We start from the raw sequence: 18,204 nt of genomic DNA, 5'->3' as shown, positions 1-18,204 counted from the left end.
TAAACTTAAGTATGACTCAATCTACTTACGCTTCACTACAGGCCTTAGACTCATGAAACGTTTTTTTATTTTCCTAGCGGTACTGGTCGGCTGCGCAGTCCTTGCGGCCACTTGGTACGTTCAACAAAAGCTGCCGCAGCGCAGCGGCAACTTGCCGTTAACCGGCCTCACCGACGTTGTTGAGGTGCATTACGATGAGCGTGGTGTGCCCCACATCCAAGCGCAAAATGAACTCGATGCCTATCGCGCACTCGGTTATGTGCAGGCGCAAGACCGCCTCTTTCAAATGGAGATCATGCGCCGCTTAGCCCGTGGTGAGCTGTCTGAAATTCTCGGCCCAAAAACAGTCAAGCTCGACCGTTTATTCCGCACCCTGCGTCTACACCAGCATGCCCAGCAATATGTGCAGACCATTGACGTCAACAGCCCGCCGGCGCAGGCGTTACAAGCCTATTTAGACGGGGTGAATTTCTATCAAGAGCACCGTCCCCAGCCCATGGAGTTTGACTTACTCGGAGTCAACCCACGCCCCTTTACGATGGAAGACACCCTAAGTATTGCAGGCTATTTGGCCTATAGCTTTGCCGCAGCTTTTCGTACAGAACCCACTCTGAGCTATATCCGCCAAAAGCTGGGTGAAGAGTATCTACAGATTTTTGACCTCAGCGCACCCAGTAACGGTGCTATACCCAAACTGCTCTCTCCTGAGCTAACCAGCTCAGATTGGAGTCAACTGCAGAGCCTGGCACAACTCAGCCAAGCCGCCTTATTTGATGCTGGCTTACCCCAGTTTGAAGGCAGTAACGCTTGGGTGGTAGACGGCTCGAAAACCGCCAGTGGCAAACCGCTATTGGCCGGCGACCCGCACATTACCTTCTCAGTACCGGCAGTGTGGTACGAGGCGCATATCCAAGCGCCCAGCTTTGAGCTATATGGCCACTTTCAAGCATTGAACCCCTTTGCCCTGCTGGGACATAACCATGAGTTTGGCTGGTCAATCACCATGTTTCAAAATGATGATTTAGACCTTATTGCGCTAAAAAGCAATCCTGAAAACCCTGAACAGTATTGGCACGAAAATGACTGGCAAACCCTCGACAGCCAAACCCAGTGGATTCCAATTAAAGGCCAAGAGCCAGAGCAATTAATTTTGCACCAGTCCACTTACGGCCCCATTATCAATGATGCTTTAAGCTCTAGCCAAGCCGACACCCCAATTGCCATGTGGTGGGCCTTTTTAGAAACCGAAAACCCCATTCTAGATGCATTTTATGAGCTCAACCGCGCCAATACTCTAGAAAAAGCGCGGCAAGCTGTCAGTCAAATCCATGCCCCCGGACTGAATGTAATCTGGGCCAATGCACAAGGAGATATTGCTTGGTGGGCCGCAGCTAAAATGCCGATTCGTGATCAGTCCGCCCAGCCCTCATTTATTCTCGACAGCCAAACCGCTGCCAGTAACAAGTATGGCTTTTATCCATTTAGTGATAACCCACAAGAAGAAAACCCAGCCCAAGGTTATATTGTGTCGGCCAACTTCTTGCCTGCTTCCCCTAACAAGGTACCTTTACCCGGTTACTACAACCTCGCCGACCGTGGTGCGCAGTTGGTAGAACAACTGAGTCAGCCCGATATTTTATGGGACACCGACAATAGCCAAGCATTACAGCTCGGCGAGCGTACCGGCTATGCACAACGGGTACTGAGCCCATTGCTTGCTGATTTAGCTGCAGCGGCCAGCACTGCCGAGGAACAAGAACTCATCACCCAGCTGAGTCATTGGCAAGGTGATTACCCTATCGACAGCTACCTTCCCACGGTGTTTACCGAGTTTAGCTACCAACTGTTACAAGCAGCGATGTTGGATGAATTAGGGGAAGATGTTTTTGCCAACTTACTCAATACCCGCATTATCGACAGCGCTTTGCCCTTGTTGGTAGCCGATGCCGACTCACCTTGGTGGCATAACCGTAGCAGTGGTGTCGAGCAAACACGTCAGCACGTTGTTGCTCAAGCTTGGCAAGCCACCCTCGATCACTTGCGCAGCAGCCTAGGCTCAAAACCACAAGACTGGCTCTGGGGTAGTGCCCACACCTTGACTCACAAACACCCGCTAGGGCAGCAAGCGCCGCTCGACAGCCTACTCAATATCGGTAGCTTTGCCGCGCCTGGTGGGCATGAGATGCCCAACAATTTATCCAGCGGTTACGGCCCAGCACCTTGGGCAGTGGTCTACGGCCCATCAACCCGCCGCCTAATTGATTTTGCTGCACCGCAAAAGTCCTTGGGCATTAATCCAGTCGGCCAAAGTGGCGTACGCTTTGATCGCCATTACAGTGATCAAGCAAAAGCTTATATGCAAGGGCAGTACTTCCAGCAGCATCTCGCTGCGCAGGATATTCAAGACAATACCCTGAGTAGCTTACGCTTACTGCCGGAATAACTTATATTACCGCCATTCAATTTTAATCCGCTAGCTTGGTACTCGCAGCCAAACTAGCGGATTTTTCTATCACGCTTAATAAAGCACTCTTGATCAAGCGGCAGTTTGCCGACAAAGGATTCTGGCATGGAGACAGCGCAAAACTTTTCCAATGCAACACTGAATGACTGGTGGGCACGCACCGGCGAATGGGTCGAAGAGCCCAACCAGCGCCGCGGTGGTGCCAGCGGTGTACAGCTTTTAGCTCCCAGCACAGCACAGCAACCTTGGCTATACAGCAAGCGGCAAGTGGGCCACCGCTTTTTTTCTTTGCGCTACCCCTGCGGCCGGCCTACGGTGTTACGGGAAAAAAACGCTATGCAAGCGTTAGAGCGCTTGGGCCTAAAAGTGCCAACACTCGTTTTTTATGGTGCGGAGAAACAAGGTAAAGACTGGTATGCGTTACTGGTTACCGAAGCTCTGAAAGACTTTATCAGTCTCGAAGAGTGGTACAGCCAGCTCGCGCTACAGCCTGTCGATAGTGCAGTTGTATCTGAAGTTTTACAGGCCGTAGCAAATGCTCTCACCACCATGCATAAAGCTGGCTGGCAGCACAGCTGTTGCTACGCCAAGCATATTTTCATCAAAACCAAACCGGCACAGTCGCCAGAAGTGGCTTTTTTAGACTTAGAGAAAGCCCGTCGCCGCTGGCCGGCTCAGGGTGCGGCGCTGCATGATATCAAGCAGCTCGGTCGCCACCGTGGTGCTATGCCAGATAGCGATTGGCAGCTTTTTTTACAATTTTACTGCAACCAAAACCCTAAGCTGCGTACTAAGCTTGCATAATATTGGCTGCGCAATCCCGCAATTGCGCAGCCCTTCTTTTCCATGCCACACAGGCGCTCGTTATGACTTCTAGCAGTACTGCTCTGTCGCAACAACGTATCTCTTTAAGCTCTCACCTACTTTTTAGTGCTGCCAGTATTGTGCTGTGGCTACTGCTGTTAACCGCTCTGCGCGGCTTACTCTTAGTCTATAACCATGAAATGATTGGCAGCAGCACTAACGCTGACTTACTAGAAGCCTTTAGCAATGGCATTCGCTTTGATCTGCGCTTAATTGTTTATGTCAGCATTCCTTTGGTGTTGAGTTTGGTTATTCCTTGGTTAATGAATCAACGCCGCCTGCTGGTTGCTTGGCTTAGTTTAACTGCCGCCATCAGTATTTTACTGGGCATTATCGAGCTGGATTTTTACCGCGAATTCCACCAACGGCTCAATAGCTTAGTTTTCCAGTACCTCAATGAAGACCCAGCTACGGTCATCAGTATGCTGTGGCATGGCTTCCCAGTGATCACCTTGCTGAGCACTTGGCTCGCTTGCACCCTAATCATGTACGCTTTATTCAGCTGGGCAGAACGCAAAACCCGCTCATACCGCACAGTACACACAGGTTACAACTATGTGATGCAAGGCATCGCTTTCTCAATCTGCTTAGTCATATGCGTGGTGGCCGCTCGCGGTACTTTGCGCCAAGGCCCGCCACTGCGTTGGGGCGATGCTTACACCACTCACTCGATGTTTGCTAACCACCTAGGATTAAACCCGGTACTGAGCCTGTATGACGCGGCAAAAACCACCTTCTCGGAGCACCGCGATAATATTTGGAAGGCCACATTAGCCGCCGAAACAGCCCAAGAGATCACCCGTGAACTTGTTTTGACTGAGCACGACCAGTTGCTTGATGCCGACCGCGCGGTTATTCGCCGCATCAATTCGCCCGTTGCCCAAACCCAATTACCGGTACGCAATGTTGTGGTGATTCTGATGGAAAGCTTTGCTGGCCGTTACGTGGGCGCGCTGGGCAGTCAAGACCAGATCACCCCAGAGTTTGATGCGCTGAGTAAAGAAGGTTTGTTATTCACCCGTTTCTTTGCCAATGGCACACACACCCACCAAGGGATGTTCGCCAGCATGGCCTGCTTCCCCAACTTGCCAGCCTTTGAATACTTAATGCAAACCCCAGAAGGTGGGCATCAGTTCTCAGGCTTACCGCAACTGTTAAGTGCTCGCGACTTCCAAGATGCCTACGTGTATAACGGTGATTTTTCTTGGGATAATCAACAAGGCTTTTTTAGCAATCAAGGTATGACGCACTTTGTCGGTCGCAATGAATACGTCAATCCGGTGGTGTCTGATCCCACTTGGGGCGTCTCCGATCAAGATATGTTCGATCGCAGTATTCTTGAGCTCAACGCCCTTAAAGACGACCAGCCCTTTTATGCCTTACTGCAAACCCTATCCAATCACACCCCATACGCACTGCCAGATGTCTTGCCGGTCGAGCCGGTGACTGGGCACGGCAGTTTAGACCTGCACTTAACGGCAATGCGCTATTCTGACTGGGCCTTGGGTGAGTTTTTCAAACAGGCCAAACAGCAACCTTGGTACAACGACACTTTATTTGTCGTGCTTGGTGATCATGGCTTTGGTACACCGGAGCAAATGACAGAAATGGACCTCTACCGTTTCCACGTGCCCATGCTCTTGCTCGCCCCCGGCATTCAGCAACAGCTGGGCAGTGAAAATGCCACCGTGGCCAGCCAAGTGGATATGGTGCCGACCATCATGGGCCGCCTCGGTGGTGACGTGCAGCATCAGTGCTGGGGCCGTGACTTGCTGACCCTACCCGCTGACGATCAAGGCTTTGCAATTATTAAGCCCTCTGGCAGTGATCAAACTGTGGCGCTGATTAAAGGCGACCGCGTTTTAATCAAACCCAAAGATGTAGAGCCACGCATGTGGACCTATCAACTCGGAGCTAACCCAGAGAGTGCGCCAGCCGCAGCCCATAGCGATGATGCGCAGTGGCTGCAACAGCTCAACGCCTATATTCAAAGCGCCACCAGCAGTCTGCTGGATAACACAGCTGGAGTGCAGGACAGTCCTGGGCAATAACATGCTGCAGGTGTAAGTCAGCCCAACACAAAAACGGCGTAGTCTACTGCAGTAGCTACGCCGTTTTTTATCCGCTAGTGATAAGACCCTAGATCAAACCAGCATGCTCTTGCTCTTTAATTTGCTGCATGGCTTTCTTGCGACGCTTTTCTGCACGGCGCGTAAAGAACCACAGCAAGAAAGTCACCAGAGAAATAAACAACAAGATTAAGCTAGCAATCGCATTGATCTCCGGTTTTACCCCCATACGTACCGCGGAGAAAATCTCCATGGGTAGCGTGGTTGACCCAGGTCCCGAAACGAAGCTGGCTAACACCAAGTCGTCCAACGATAGCGCAAACGACATCATCGCCCCAGCCACCAAAGATGGCGCAATCATGGGTACGGTAATCTGGAAAAACACTTTCCAAGGTTTAGCGCCTAAATCCATCGCTGCTTCTTCCATGGAGCGGTCGATTTCCCGTAAGCGTGACGATACCACCACCGAGACATAGGCGGTACAAAAGGTGGTATGCGCAATCCAGATTGTGGTTAAACCACGCTCCATCGGCCAGCCAATCAACTGCGCCATTGCTACAAACAATAACAGCAGTGATAGACCGGTAATCACTTCGGGCATCACCAGTGGCGCAGTCACCATACCGCCAAATAATGTGCGACCACGGAAACGGCCAATACGGGTTAACACCAATGCCGCCAAAGTGCCCAGCGCGGTTGCGGCAATAGCGGTATAAGTGGCGATTTCTAAAGAACGCAACACCGCGTTCATCAGTTGAGTATTGTCCAATAAACCTGCATACCATTTGGTTGACCAACCACCCCACACTGTCACTAAACGTGAAGCGTTAAAGGAGTAGATCACCAAAATCAGCATTGGCAGGTAAATAAACAGCAAGCCAGCGATCAGCATAAAGCGCGAGAAATTAAATTTCTTCATGCTTTGCCCTCCATTTCACTGGCTTGGTTGCGATTAAACAAGATAATTGGAATCATCAGCAGCAACAGCATAATCACCGCCAAGGATGCCGCTACTGGCCAATCGCGGTTATTAAAGAACTCTTGCCAGAGCACCTTACCAATCATCAGTGTTTCAGGACCACCAAGCAGCTCTGGAATCACAAACTCACCCACCACCGGAATAAATACCAGCATGCAGCCAGCAATCACGCCGCTTTTTGATAATGGCACAGTGATTTTCCAAAATGCAGCATAGCTTTTTGCCCCCAGATCAGCCGCAGCCTCTAGCAGCGACAAATCATGCTTAACCAAGTTGGCATACAGCGGCAACACCATAAAGGGTAAATAGGCATAGACAATACCGATATACACCGCGACGTTGGTATTGAGGATCTGCAAGGGTTCATTGATCACCCCCAACCACAGCAAGGCATTATTGAGCAAACCGTTATTACTCAGAATCCCCATCCAGGCGTACACACGAATCAATAACGCCGTCCACGTCGGCATCATAATCAGCAGTAACCACACCGGCTGCATATGCTTATCGGACCGGGCAATGGCGTAAGCCATTGGATACCCAACCAACAAGCACAAAACCGTGCTGACCAGCGCTATTTTTAATGAACCTAAATACGCAGCGATATACAGCTGATCTTCGCTGAGCAAGACATAGTTGCCAAAGTTGAGCAGAATCGTTAGCTGATTATCCGCCCACTCGGTCAAGCTGGTATAGGGCGGAATCGCGATATCGGCTTCAGCAAAACTGATCTTGATAATGATGGCAAAGGGCAACAGGAAAAATAGCAGCATCCAAAAAAACGGCACGCCAATCACTGCATGGCGGCCCTTGGGCAGCATCGCGCGTAATTTATTGCGCACGGTCATGATTGAAATACCACGCCACTGTCATCCACCCAATGCACATAAACTTCATCATCCCAAGTGGGGCGCTTGACGTTACGCTCTGAGTTGGCAATAAAAGCCTGCACTATGGTGCCTGAGGCCAACTCAACGTGGTACACCGAGTGCCCGCCTAAATAAGCGATGTCATGCACAATGCCCTTGGCCCAGTTGTAATCTTCGTGTTCTAAATCTTCCGGCTTAGCGCTGCTCAGCAACAGCTTTTCTGGGCGCAACGCAAAGGTCACCCGCTTGTTTTCTGCCAAACTGGTAATACCATGACCAATATAAATGGGACGCTCAAGCTTGGGGCAGATAATTACCGCATGGTCTGAGTCATCATCATAAATTTCACCATCAAAGAGATTGACGTTACCAATAAACTCACAGACCAAACGGCTGGCTGGGGTTTCATAAATATCCATCGGACTGCCCACTTGCGCAATCCAGCCCTGGTGCATAATGGCGATACGCTCCGCCATGGTCATGGCTTCTTCTTGGTCGTGGGTGACCATCACGCAGGTCACGCCGACCCGCTCAATGATTTCCACCAGCTCCAACTGCATTTGTGAGCGCAACTTTTTATCTAAAGCGCCCATGGGCTCATCGAGCAGTAATAATTTAGGACGTTTGGCCAACGAGCGCGCTAAAGCCACACGCTGACGCTGACCACCGGAGAGCTGGTGGGGTTTGCGCTTAGCATATTGCGTCATGTGCACCAATTTCAGCATTTCCGCAACGCGCTCAGCAATTTCTTCTTTACCAAGACGATCTTGCTTTAAACCAAACGCAATATTCTGCTCCACGCTCATATGCGGAAATAATGCATACGACTGGAACATCATATTAATTGGGCGCTCATAGGGCGGCATATGGGTAATGTCCACACCATCGAGAATAATGCGCCCCTCGGTTGGCGTTTCAAAACCGGCCAACATCCGCAATAAAGTCGACTTACCTGAACCTGAACCACCCAACAGGGCAAATATCTCGCCTTTATTAATTTTCAGCGAGACTTCATCCACCGCCAAGGTGTCGTCAAAGTATTTAGTGACGCGCTCAATTTTAACCAGCACGTCTTTCGGCTTTTGCAAGTTGGCGAGGGCCTTCTTGTAAGCGCCTGAAGCTATTGCCATAGGGTTCTCCCAATGCAGAAAGCCCAGCCACATGGCTGAGCTTAGTAATTTAACAGATGCTTATTTTCCAGATTTAAAGCGAGTCCAGCTACGGGTTTTAATACGCTGCACATTACTCGGTAACGGCTGCGAGACAAACAAATTATCCAACACAGCCTGTTCTGGATACACGGCTGGGTTATTGCGTACTTCTTCATCCATTAATTGGTCAGCATACCGATTAGGGTTGGCATAACCGACATAATCGCTGACCTGGGCGATGACTGCCGGATCAAGTAAGTAATTAATAAAAGCATGGGCCTCGGCAACATTTTTAGCGTCGGCTGGAATCGCCAGCATATCAAACCAGAGATTACCGCCTTCTTTGGGAATGCTATAGGCCACGCGCACTCCTTGACCTGCTTCATCTGCTCGATCAGCAGCCTGCAACACATCACCGGAGAAGCCCGCCGCCACACAGATATTGCCATTGGCTAAATCGCCAACATATTTTGACGAGTGGAAATAAGTGACATAAGGACGAATCTCTGCCAGCTTTTCTTCCGCTTTTTTATAATCAGCGGATTTATGACTGTTTGGATTAAGACCTAAATAGTTCAGCATCGCTGGGATCATTTCGTCTGCAGAGTCGAGGAAAGCGACACCACAGGCACTGAGCTTCTCCATGTTTTCTGGTTCAAACAGCACTGCCCAAGAGTCAATGTGGTCAACACCCAGTACTTCTTTAACTTTATCAACATTGTAACCAATACCATTAGTGCCCCATAAGTATGGCACAGCGTATTGATTGCCTCGATCATTGACAGCGACTTGCGCCATTAGTTGGGGCTCTAAATTATCCCAGTTTGGTAATAAGTTTTTATCCAGCTTACCGAAGGCACCTGCCTGAATTTGCCGGGCTAAGAAATGGTCTGAGGGCACCACCACATCATAACCACTGCGGCCCGCTAGCAACTTACCTTCTAAGGCTTCGTTGGAATCAAACACATCATAAACAACTTTAGTTTGCGTTTGTGCTGTGAAGTCTTCCAACACAGGCTTGCTGATATAGTCCGACCAGTTATAAACATGCACCGTTGAATCGGCAAAAGTATTGGCACTCAAGAGCAAGCTTGCAGTGGCCGCCAGCACCACACTGTGTATCAATCTAGGCAATAACCCATCCTCCAACATTTAAATTGAGCTGCACTTGCAGCACTGCATTAAGCAACAAAGAGCACCCAAGCAGCCACCTTGGCGCACTGCTTGGGTTACTGTAGTCGTTACTTACCTGATTTAATTTTAGTCCAGCTGCGAGTCATTAAACGCTGTGTTTTGGCTGGCAGGTCAGGAAACGTAAAGAGTTTGCTCATCACTTCTGCAGGTGGGTAAATACCTGGGTCGGTGCGAATAGACTCATCCACTAAGGCAGTCGCTTGCTCATTGGCATTGGGGAACTGCAAGTAGTTGGTTAAATCAGCCATGACCTGCGGCTGCAGTAAGTAATTAATAAACTCATGGGCTTCGCTGACATTTTTCGCGTCAACGGGAATGGCTACCATGTCAAAGAAAGTACCTGCGCCCTCATCCGGAATTTTATAAGCGATGCTGACTTTATCTTTCGCCTCTTCTGCACGCGCTTTACTCTGGTATAAGTCGCCAGAGTACCCTACGGCCATGCAGATATTGCCGCTGGCTAAGTCGGAGATGTATTTAGAAGAGTGGAAATAGGTCACATAGGGACGAATCTTTAATAACAACTCTTCCGCTTGTTTTAAGTCTTCCGGCTTTTCACTGTTCGTCGGCAAGCCCAGGTAATGCAGTGCCGTCGGAATAATTTCTGAAGGCGAGTCTAGAATAGCCACGCCGCACTCATGCAATTTGCTGATGTTTTCTGGTTTGAAAATAATATCCCAAGAATCAATCGGCTGCTCACCCAATACGGCTTTAACCTTATCAACGTTATAGCCCATACCAATGGATCCCCACATGTAGGGCACTGAGTACTGGTTGCCTGGATCACTGACTTCGAGGGTTGTTAGTAAGTCGCTATTGAGGTTATCCCACTGTGGCAGCTGTGCCTTATCAAGCTTTTGGTACACCCCTGCTTTGATTTGTTTGGCTAAAAACGGGTTAGAAGGCACGACGATATCATAACCGGAGCCACCAGAAAGCAGTTTTGCTTCAAGCACTTCGTTGCTGTCATAGACATCAAACACCACTTTGATGCCACTTTGTTTTTCAAAATTACTGATGGTGTTGGGGGCCACATAGTCTGACCATTGATAAACTTTCAATACACGCTGATTCTCAGCCTGCACTGATGCGACAACGGCCATGCCCACAGCGGCGGCCAATAACATTTGCTTAGTTTTTTTCACGCGCACAGCTCCTTCGGTTCATACAGTTGCTCAAGTTAATGCGCGTTACCGCCGCGCAGAGTGAAGTCTGGCAAGGTCTGAATCAGGACTCAAGATGTAAAAGCCAAATTCACACTTTTATTTGTGTATTTGTCATGAAAAGTAGATATAACGCAGCTATATAGCCAATAACTTAGCACATTACGCACCGCCCAGTGTCGTGACTGGCTCAGTGACGACCAGTGGTGCACTGCTATGCACTTGGCTTAAAAATATTATTTTTGCGGCGCATCACCAATTAGACACACGACATTAGTCGGAGCTAAAGTCTGATCGAACCTTATATAAACTTTTAAATGGTTAATTGCGCTATTATTGCCCTTGAGTTTCAAGGTCAGCAGCAACACTCTTATACACACTTTACAGCACGGCCTGTTACCCAGTTGTACGGGTGTTATTGCGCCTGATCGAGAAAGCTTATTTAGTGGTGCTAACACCACTGCATGACTCAGCAGCAACCTAAATAATAATAGGCAATGTTGCTAAAAAGGAGAAAGTCTGATGAAAAAACTAATGATCGGCAGCTTAGCTGCTTTATTTTTAACTGCCAGCTTAAATGCCAGCGCACAAGTTGACCCTGAAGATCAAATCATCTTCCGTAAAGCCGGTTACAGCTTTATGAGCTGGAACATGGGCAAAATTAAAGCCATGGCCATTGATGAAAGCGTTGCTTGGGATCCAGCACAAGTGCAAGCTGCGGCTAATGTTATCGCCGCCACCGCTAACTCTGGCATGGGTGCTCTTTTTGGCCCAGGCACTGAAAAAAGCATTGGCGACGTTAAAACCCGCGTTAAGCCTGAATTCTTCACTGACACTGCTGGCGTAACTAAAGTTGCCATTGCTTTTAACCAAGCAGCTAATGAACTAGCTGAAGCTGCCGCAACTGGCGACCAAGCTACAGTGGCCAAAGCCTTTGCTGCCACCGGTGACAGCTGCAAAAGCTGCCATGACAAGTACCGCATGGATTAAGCCTAGTGCGCTGAGCTAATGCGTTATGCAAAAAGGTCGCCAATTGGCGACCTTTTTTAATACCCTCAATAAATTTTTAACGACTTACCAGGCTGGCGCTGCAGCCGGCGCTGGCGGTGGCTTGGCCTGCCACTCTCCAGACGCCAAGTAAACGGCACCACAAGCAATAACCACAGCAACAACAAAAGCTAGCCAATGCCCGCCCTGCGCTGCTTTTTGCTCAGGGTATTGCTGCTCAGTTTTACCCGTTAACATGGCCTTGACTAAATTATGTTTTTTCAGCACAAAATGCAGCAAGATAGCGAGAAGGTGCAACGCAATTAAGCCAATAATTATCCACAGACCCAATTTATGTAAGCGGGTGAGGTCACCACTGAAACTGCTACTCACTAAACGGTATAAAGGACCGGTGTACACTGAGCCATCGTTGGTAAATAAACCACTCACGGCTTGCCAGCTGAGCATTGCCAGCATCGCCAATACCGATAACACTCCGAGCGGGTTATGCCCAAGCTGTCGCCACTGGCCAGCAAAGTACTGCGGCAAGGACAGCAGTGAACCAAGCAAAGTTGATAAGCGCGCATAGGTTGACCCCAGCACCAGCCAAGCCAGACGAAAGCTCAATAAGCCAATAATGAACAATCCTGTACGCTCATGCCAACCGATCCAGCTACTCCCCCCCAACCAGCCGGTCACTAGACCGACGATGACACTCAAGGCTAACAGCCAGTGGAAAATGCGTAACGGCGCATCCCAAACACGTATTTGCTGCTTCATACAATTGTTCTCCTAAGCAATTAGCGCAGATGCTGACCGGGATTTTCATCGGCAATTTCTAGCGATAACCCTGAAGGCATAGTGGTCAAATGATCACCGGCCACTTCCGAGCCCAGCTTAATCATTAAGCGTAAGTCGTTAGCCGAGTCAGCATGTGCCAAAGCATCTTCATAGGTGATTTCACCTTGTGAATACAACGCATACAACGCTTGGTCAAAGGTTTGCATCCCCAGCTCAGTGGAGCGCTTCATTAACGGCTTTAACTCATGCACCGCACCCTTGCGAATCAGATCAGCAGCCAAAGGTGTATTAATCAACACCTCAATCACCGCCCGGCGACCTTTACCGTCGGGGGTGGGTACCAACTGCTGGGCAACAATGGCACGCAGGTTAAGCGATAAATCCATCCATACTTGCTGCTGACGGTCCGATGGGAAAAAGTTAATAATGCGGTCTAAGGCTTGGTTGGCGTTGTTGGCGTGCAAGGTTGCCAAACACAGATGCCCTGTCTCCGCAAATGTTACGGCGTAATCCATGGTTTCGCGGGTACGCACCTCACCGATTAAAATCACATCCGGCGCTTGGCGCAAGGTATTTTTCAACGCCACTTCAAAAGATTCGGTATCAATCCCTACTTCACGCTGGGTGACGATGCAGTTTTGATGCTGATGCAAGAACTCAATGGGGTCTTCAATGGAAATAATATGCCCACTGCTGTTTTTATTGCGGTGGCCCACCATTGCCGCGAGCGAGGTGGATTTACCAGTACCTGTGGCACCAACAAACAACACCAAACCACGCTTGGTCATGGCCAACTGTTTAAGTACATCGGGTAGCTTCAAGTCATCGAGGCTCGGAATATTGGTTTCAATACGGCGCAACACCATCCCCACCAGGTTGCGCTGATAGAACGCACTGACCCGAAAGCGCCCAATGCCTCGGGCACTGATGGCGAAATTGCACTCGAAATGTTTAGCAAAGTCACGACGCTGCTGCTCGTTCATCGTTCCTAACACCATTTCCCGAGCCATTTCTGGGGACAGTGGGCTCTTGGTAACCGGCATAATTCTGCCGTTAATTTTCATTGATGGCGCCACACCGGTGGTAATAAAGAGGTCAGAGCCCCCCTTCTCCACCATTAAGCGTAAAAGCTTTTCAAATTCCATGACATATCCTCTTGCCCCGCTGGGCAGTCATATAATGGCTTAAAAGTTTTCTGGCGTTTTGGCTTTCTCGCGCGCACTTTCACGGTTGATTAAGCCTTTAGCTAATAAGCCTTTTAAGCAACTGTCCAAAGTCTGCATGCCCAAAGCACCACCGGTTTGAATCGCAGAGTACATTTGCGCAACTTTATCTTCACGAATCAGGTTACGGATTGCTGGAGTACCCAGCATGATTTCATGTGCAGCCACACGGCCACCACCCACCTTTTTTAACAGGGTTTGCGAAATAACCGCCTGCAAGGATTCCGACAGCATCGAACGCACCATGGATTTTTCTTCCGCGGGGAACACGTCCACCACCCGGTCAATGGTTTTAGCTGCTGAGGTGGTGTGCAAAGTGCCAAAGACGAGGTGACCGGTTTCCGCGGCGGTCAGCGCTAAGCGGATGGTTTCCAAGTCACGCAACTCACCCACCAGAATAATGTCCGGGTCTTCACGTAACGCCGAACGCAACGCTTCATTAAAACCATGGGTATCACGGTGCACTTCACGTTGGTTAATCAAGCACTTTTTCGACTCATGCACGAACTCAATTGGGTCTTCCACCGTAAGGATATGCTGATATTTGCTGCTATTAATATAATCCATCAGCGCCGCCAAAGTGGTGGACTTACCCGAACCTGTCGGACCGGTCACCAGGACCAAACCGCGAGGCACATCGGCAATATTACGGAAGGTTTCACCCAACCCAAGATCTTCCATGCTTAAAACTTTAGAAGGAATGGTTCGAAATACCGCCGCCGCACCACGGTTTTGATTAAAAGCGTTAACCCGGAAGCGCGCAACACCGGGCACTTCAAAAGAAAAGTCCGTCTCTAAAAACTCTTCATAATCCTTGCGCTGCTTGTCATTCATAATATCGTAGATCAGCGCATGCACTTGCTTGTGGTCCATGGCCGGCAAATTAATTCGGCGCACGTCACCATCGACACGTATCATGGGCGGCAAGCCGGATGATAAATGCAGGTCCGATGCACCTTGTTTAGCGCTAAATGCCAGCAGTTCAGTAATATCCATGGAGCATCCCCAATCACAAATAAACAGTTAAAATACCGTTATATTATTGTACGGTGTAATTCGATCTGATAACTGTCTACGATAGCAGACAATAATGCAAAAGTTGCTATAGCCAGCTGTGAAGTGGCTTGCAGCTTTGCTTAATTTTTCAAGATTTAATTGAGTTAAAGCGCTAGAGCAGTCAACGCCCTATTGTTAAACAGCAAGAAGCTGTTTTGCGCTCCGGCAATAATTGCCACACAATCTGCGGCTGTGCTTAACCCTGTATCAAGCACTTAAACGCTCTGCATCGGCACTAAAGGAACTTAAATAACGTGGGCAACACACAGATTACTTTTATTGGCGCGGGCAACATGGCTGCCAGCATTATTGGCGGACTCTGCAAGCAAGGCCTGCCAGCCAACAACATCAATGCCAGCAACCCTGATCAAGCACAGTTGCAGGCACTAAAAAACGCATACGGAATTAACACCTTTACTGATAATGACCGCGCTGCGAAAAATGCTGACATCATCGTCCTCGCTGTCAAGCCACAAATCATGCGCCAAGTATGTGAGCAACTCGCGCCACATTTAAACGGGCAACAGTTAATCATCTCCATCGCTGCGGGTATTAACTGCAGCAGTTTAAGCCGCTGGTTAGGTACAGCGACAATTGTGCGCTGCATGCCCAATACGCCGGCGTTAATTCAGCAAGGCGTGAGTGGCTTATATGCAACCGCACAGGTCTCAGCAGCGCAGCGCCAGCAAGCAGAACAACTTCTCGGCGCCGTCGGCCTCGCTATTTGGCTAGAAGATGAGCAGCTGATTGATGCGGTAACTGCTGTTTCTGGTAGTGGTCCTGCGTATTTTTTTCTGCTGATAGAAGCCATGACACAAGCCGGTATTAAGCTGGGTTTGCCTGCAGAAACTGCCGCGCAACTGGCTAAATATACCGCCCAAGGTGCATCCAGCATGGCTTGCCAAAGTGAGTTAAACGCTACGCAACTGCGCCAGCAAGTCACTTCGCCTAACGGCACCACTGAGGCGGCCATCAACGCCTTGCAAGCGGGTGGTTTTAATGCCCTTGTGGATACTGCGGTAAGCAGTGCTGCAGCTCGCTCACAACAACTTGCCCAACAACTGAGTGAATAAGAGAATCCCATGTCAGGACTTACCGAAGCCTTAATTTATGTCATCCAAACCCTAGGCCAACTGTATTTACTGGTTGCCCTACTGCGCTTTATTTTGCAGCTGGTTCGTGCGGATTTTTACAATCCACTGTGCCAGTTTTCAGTCAAAGTAACGCAACCTTTACTGGCCCCTTTACGCCGCCTGATCCCAAGTGTGGCTGGCATTGATCTGGCTGGTTTAGTGTTAGTGTTGCTACTGCAGTTAATCTTAATGGCGGTGCTGTTGCTGCTGGCGGGTGTCGACGTATTGCAGTTTTTTCCGAGTATGTTGGTTTGGGCATTAATTGCCATTGGTGGCTTATTTTTAAAGATTTTCTTTTTCGCTTTAATTATTAGCGTGATTTTATCCTGGGTTGCTCCAGGTAGCGCCAACCCAGGTGCACAACTGGTTAATCAAATTTGTGAGCCTCTATTGGCGCCCATTCGTAATATTTTGCCGAATTTAGGCGGACTGGATCTTTCACCAATTTTTGCCTTTATTGCCATCAACCTCTTAGAGCGTTTAGTGATTGGTAATTTAGCGCTCAGTACCGGTTTAGTGGGTAGCACCCGTGCGTTGCTCACGCCATTTCTGTGACCGCTTATGTACGCTGGGATGGCGCTGACCTGATTATTTTTTGCCATCTCCAGCCTGGAGCCAAACACAGTGAGTTTGTTGGGCTGCATGATGAGCGAATAAAAATACGCCTCAATGCACCACCAGTGGACGGTAAAGCCAATAGCCTGCTCATTACATTTTTAAGCAAGGCTTTTGGGGTAAAGAAAAATGCTGTACTGATCGAAAGTGGCGAGTTGTCGCGACAGAAACGCGTACGTATTATGGCCCCAACTCAGTTACCGGATTTAGCAGAATTTAAGCACTTACAACTGCGCTAAGCATCAGATTACGCAAAGTAAATTGCAGTTTTGTTAATCTGTAACAGGCAAAATCAGTGCTGCAGTTTAATATTTATACGGGTTGCTTTAACCCACTCTTACCACCTTACTAAGACGCAAAGCTGAAGTAGTTTTCTTAACTCTCACGCTGACGACAATAAGCTCAAATTGTCTCAGTGGAAATGCCTTACGACTTGCTGCGCAAGGCTATGCTCTTTAGACTGCGTCTCTTACTTTAGAGAGTGTTGCCGTGTCTTCCGTTTTCCCTACAGACTCTGTTGGTTTAGTCAGTCCTAAGCTGGCTCATTTTAACCAGCCGCTGCGTTTAGCTTGTGGCCGTACGCTTGAGCAGTACGAACTCATCTATGAAACCTATGGTGAACTCAACGCCACCGCCAGCAATGCGGTGCTGATCTGTCACGCCTTGTCCGGCACCCATCATGCGGCCGGTTTCCATCACCCAGATGACCGTAAACCAGGCTGGTGGGACAGCTGCATCGGCCCGGGCAAACCCATTGATACCAATAAGTTTTTTGTGGTCTCTCTGAATAACCTTGGCGGCTGCCATGGCTCCACTGGGCCCAGCAGCATCAACCCCAAAACAGGCCAGGTGTATGGCGCCCACTTCCCGGTGATCACCGTAGAAGACTGGGTCCACAGCCAAGCACGCTTAGCCGACCAGCTCGGAATTGAGCAGTGGGCAGCTGTTGTCGGTGGCAGCCTTGGCGGCATGCAAGCATTGCAATGGGCCATCAGTTACCCAGAGCGCATTCGTAACTGCGTATCCATTGCCGCGGCACCACGCTTGTCGGCGCAAAATATCGCGTTTAACGAAGTGGCACGCCAAGCAATTCTGACCGACCCTGATTTCCATGCAGGCAGTTTTACCGAGCAAGGCACCATTCCCAAGCGAGGCCTGATGTTGGCGCGCATGGTGGGCCACATTACCTATTTATCCGATGACTCCATGGGGCAGAAATTTGGCCGCGAGTTAAAAACCGACCGTCTCAATTATGATTTTCACAGCGTCGAGTTTCAGGTGGAAAGTTACTTACGCTACCAAGGCGAACAATTCTCCAACAGCTTTGATGCCAATACTTATTTATTGATGACCAAAGCCTTGGACTACTTTGACCCTGCGGCCAAGCACGATGGCGACTTAACTGCGACCTTTGCCAATGCCAAAGCCAACTTCTACATCATCTCTTTTACCACCGACTGGCGCTTTTCCCCTGCTCGCTCAAAAGAAATTGTTGATGCTCTTATGGATGCCAAGAAAAACGTATCCTATTTAGATATTGATGCCCCCCAAGGTCACGATGCATTTTTAATGCCCATCCCCCGTTACCTGCAAGCATTTAGCGGTTATATGAACCGCATCAGTGTGTGAGGCACTT

At 49.3% G+C, this 18,204-nt stretch carries 16 protein-coding genes; 8 read left to right on the top strand and 8 right to left on the bottom strand.

The genetic code is table 11. From position 1 onward, the window contains the following. Nucleotides 1-52: 52 nt before the first annotated feature. From O6P33_RS03765 to O6P33_RS03755, 3 genes are all read left to right on the top strand, one after another. Entirely contained in the window at nt 53-2,443 is a 2,391-nt protein-coding gene (locus O6P33_RS03765) for a penicillin acylase family protein (RefSeq protein ID WP_269818911.1), read from the top strand. A 126-nt stretch (nt 2,444-2,569) separates the two neighbouring features. Next, a complete protein-coding gene (locus tag O6P33_RS03760) occupies nt 2,570-3,268 on the top strand; it encodes a lipopolysaccharide kinase InaA family protein (protein ID WP_269818910.1) in 699 nt (232 codons plus the stop codon). Between the two features lie 62 nt (nt 3,269-3,330). Beyond that, nucleotides 3,331-5,379 carry an LTA synthase family protein gene (locus O6P33_RS03755; protein WP_269818909.1) on the top strand — a complete coding sequence of 683 codons (2,049 nt, stop codon included), beginning with the start codon at nt 3,331-3,333 and terminating at the stop codon, nt 5,377-5,379. A gap of 88 nt (nt 5,380-5,467) precedes the next feature. On the opposite strand, the gene O6P33_RS03750 is transcribed toward O6P33_RS03755, so the two are convergent. The 5 genes from O6P33_RS03750 to O6P33_RS03730 all read right to left on the bottom strand — a co-directional run bounded on the left by O6P33_RS03750 (nt 5,468) and on the right by O6P33_RS03730 (nt 10,735). After that, nucleotides 5,468-6,316, bottom strand: coding sequence for an ABC transporter permease subunit (locus tag O6P33_RS03750; RefSeq protein ID WP_269818908.1), 849 nt, complete (start codon nt 6,314-6,316; stop codon nt 5,468-5,470). Beyond that, on the bottom strand, nt 6,313-7,194 hold the full coding sequence (locus tag O6P33_RS03745; protein ID WP_269819457.1) for an ABC transporter permease subunit: 882 nt from the start codon (nt 7,192-7,194) through the stop codon (nt 6,313-6,315). Before O6P33_RS03745 ends, O6P33_RS03750 begins: the two co-directional genes overlap by 4 nt. A 26-nt stretch (nt 7,195-7,220) precedes the next feature. Next, the gene (potA, locus tag O6P33_RS03740; RefSeq protein ID WP_269818907.1) at nt 7,221-8,375 is read right to left on the bottom strand and encodes a polyamine ABC transporter ATP-binding protein; all 1,155 of its coding nucleotides are present in this window, start codon (nt 8,373-8,375) and stop codon (nt 7,221-7,223) included. A gap of 60 nt (nt 8,376-8,435) precedes the next feature. Beyond that, complete coding sequence (locus O6P33_RS03735; RefSeq protein ID WP_420094977.1) at nt 8,436-9,521, bottom strand: polyamine ABC transporter substrate-binding protein; 1,086 nt, start codon at nt 9,519-9,521, stop codon at nt 8,436-8,438. Nucleotides 9,522-9,637: 116 nt separating this feature from the next. Then, nucleotides 9,638-10,735 carry a polyamine ABC transporter substrate-binding protein gene (locus tag O6P33_RS03730; RefSeq protein WP_420094959.1) on the bottom strand — a complete coding sequence of 366 codons (1,098 nt, stop codon included), beginning with the start codon at nt 10,733-10,735 and terminating at the stop codon, nt 9,638-9,640. 540 nt (nt 10,736-11,275) lie between these two features. On the opposite strand from O6P33_RS03730, the gene O6P33_RS03725 reads away from it, so the two are divergent. Beyond that, nucleotides 11,276-11,743, top strand: coding sequence for a c-type cytochrome (locus tag O6P33_RS03725; protein WP_269818906.1), 468 nt, complete (start codon nt 11,276-11,278; stop codon nt 11,741-11,743). 84 nt (nt 11,744-11,827) lie between these two features. Here O6P33_RS03725 and O6P33_RS03720 read toward each other — a convergent pair whose 3' ends face one another. Genes O6P33_RS03720 through O6P33_RS03710 form a run of 3 tightly spaced genes read right to left on the bottom strand, consistent with a single transcriptional unit; the run spans nt 11,828 to nt 14,760 of the window. Further along, nucleotides 11,828-12,520, bottom strand: coding sequence for a cytochrome b/b6 domain-containing protein (locus tag O6P33_RS03720; RefSeq protein WP_269818905.1), 693 nt, complete (start codon nt 12,518-12,520; stop codon nt 11,828-11,830). A 20-nt stretch (nt 12,521-12,540) separates the two neighbouring features. Further along, the gene (locus O6P33_RS03715) at nt 12,541-13,686 is read right to left on the bottom strand and encodes a PilT/PilU family type 4a pilus ATPase (protein WP_269818904.1); all 1,146 of its coding nucleotides are present in this window, start codon (nt 13,684-13,686) and stop codon (nt 12,541-12,543) included. Nucleotides 13,687-13,725: 39 nt separating this feature from the next. Next, a complete protein-coding gene (locus tag O6P33_RS03710) occupies nt 13,726-14,760 on the bottom strand; it encodes a type IV pilus twitching motility protein PilT (protein ID WP_269818903.1) in 1,035 nt (344 codons plus the stop codon). A 314-nt stretch (nt 14,761-15,074) separates the two neighbouring features. Between O6P33_RS03710 and proC the strand changes: the two genes are divergently transcribed. The 4 genes from proC to metX all read left to right on the top strand — a co-directional run bounded on the left by proC (nt 15,075) and on the right by metX (nt 18,197). Continuing rightward, the gene (gene proC / locus O6P33_RS03705; protein WP_269818902.1) at nt 15,075-15,893 is read left to right on the top strand and encodes a pyrroline-5-carboxylate reductase; all 819 of its coding nucleotides are present in this window, start codon (nt 15,075-15,077) and stop codon (nt 15,891-15,893) included. Between the two features lie 9 nt (nt 15,894-15,902). Beyond that, nucleotides 15,903-16,508: a YggT family protein gene (locus O6P33_RS03700; protein WP_269818901.1), complete on the top strand. Its 606-nt coding sequence runs from the start codon at nt 15,903-15,905 to the stop codon at nt 16,506-16,508. After that, nucleotides 16,505-16,807 (top strand): DUF167 family protein, encoded by a 303-nt coding sequence (locus tag O6P33_RS03695; protein ID WP_269818899.1) that lies wholly within the window; start codon nt 16,505-16,507, stop codon nt 16,805-16,807. The genes O6P33_RS03700 and O6P33_RS03695 overlap by 4 nt, the downstream gene beginning before the upstream one ends. 250 nt (nt 16,808-17,057) lie before the next feature. After that, on the top strand, nt 17,058-18,197 hold the full coding sequence (metX, locus tag O6P33_RS03690) for a homoserine O-succinyltransferase MetX (protein WP_269818898.1): 1,140 nt from the start codon (nt 17,058-17,060) through the stop codon (nt 18,195-18,197). Nucleotides 18,198-18,204: the final 7 nt, after the last annotated feature.

The sequence above is a fragment of the Denitrificimonas caeni genome, from assembly GCF_027498055.1.
In the GTDB taxonomy this organism is placed as follows: domain Bacteria; phylum Pseudomonadota; class Gammaproteobacteria; order Pseudomonadales; family Pseudomonadaceae; genus Denitrificimonas.
This window is presented reverse-complemented; position numbering and strand designations above follow the sequence as displayed.

What these genes read in the sequence shown, in the direction of transcription:
- O6P33_RS03725 (WP_269818906.1), top strand. Translation starts at nt 11,276, where the DNA reads ATGAAAAAACTAATGATCGGCAGCTTAGCTGCTTTATTTTTAACTGCC.
- O6P33_RS03710 (WP_269818903.1), bottom strand. Translation starts at nt 14,760, where the DNA reads ATGGATATTACTGAACTGCTGGCATTTAGCGCTAAACAAGGTGCATCG.
- O6P33_RS03715 (WP_269818904.1), bottom strand. Translation starts at nt 13,686, where the DNA reads ATGGAATTTGAAAAGCTTTTACGCTTAATGGTGGAGAAGGGGGGCTCT.
- O6P33_RS03760 (WP_269818910.1), top strand. Translation starts at nt 2,570, where the DNA reads ATGGAGACAGCGCAAAACTTTTCCAATGCAACACTGAATGACTGGTGG.
- O6P33_RS03700 (WP_269818901.1), top strand. Translation starts at nt 15,903, where the DNA reads ATGTCAGGACTTACCGAAGCCTTAATTTATGTCATCCAAACCCTAGGC.
- potA (WP_269818907.1), bottom strand. Translation starts at nt 8,375, where the DNA reads ATGGCAATAGCTTCAGGCGCTTACAAGAAGGCCCTCGCCAACTTGCAA.
- O6P33_RS03720 (WP_269818905.1), bottom strand. Translation starts at nt 12,520, where the DNA reads ATGAAGCAGCAAATACGTGTTTGGGATGCGCCGTTACGCATTTTCCAC.
- O6P33_RS03750 (WP_269818908.1), bottom strand. Translation starts at nt 6,316, where the DNA reads ATGAAGAAATTTAATTTCTCGCGCTTTATGCTGATCGCTGGCTTGCTG.
- O6P33_RS03755 (WP_269818909.1), top strand. Translation starts at nt 3,331, where the DNA reads ATGACTTCTAGCAGTACTGCTCTGTCGCAACAACGTATCTCTTTAAGC.
- O6P33_RS03765 (WP_269818911.1), top strand. Translation starts at nt 53, where the DNA reads ATGAAACGTTTTTTTATTTTCCTAGCGGTACTGGTCGGCTGCGCAGTC.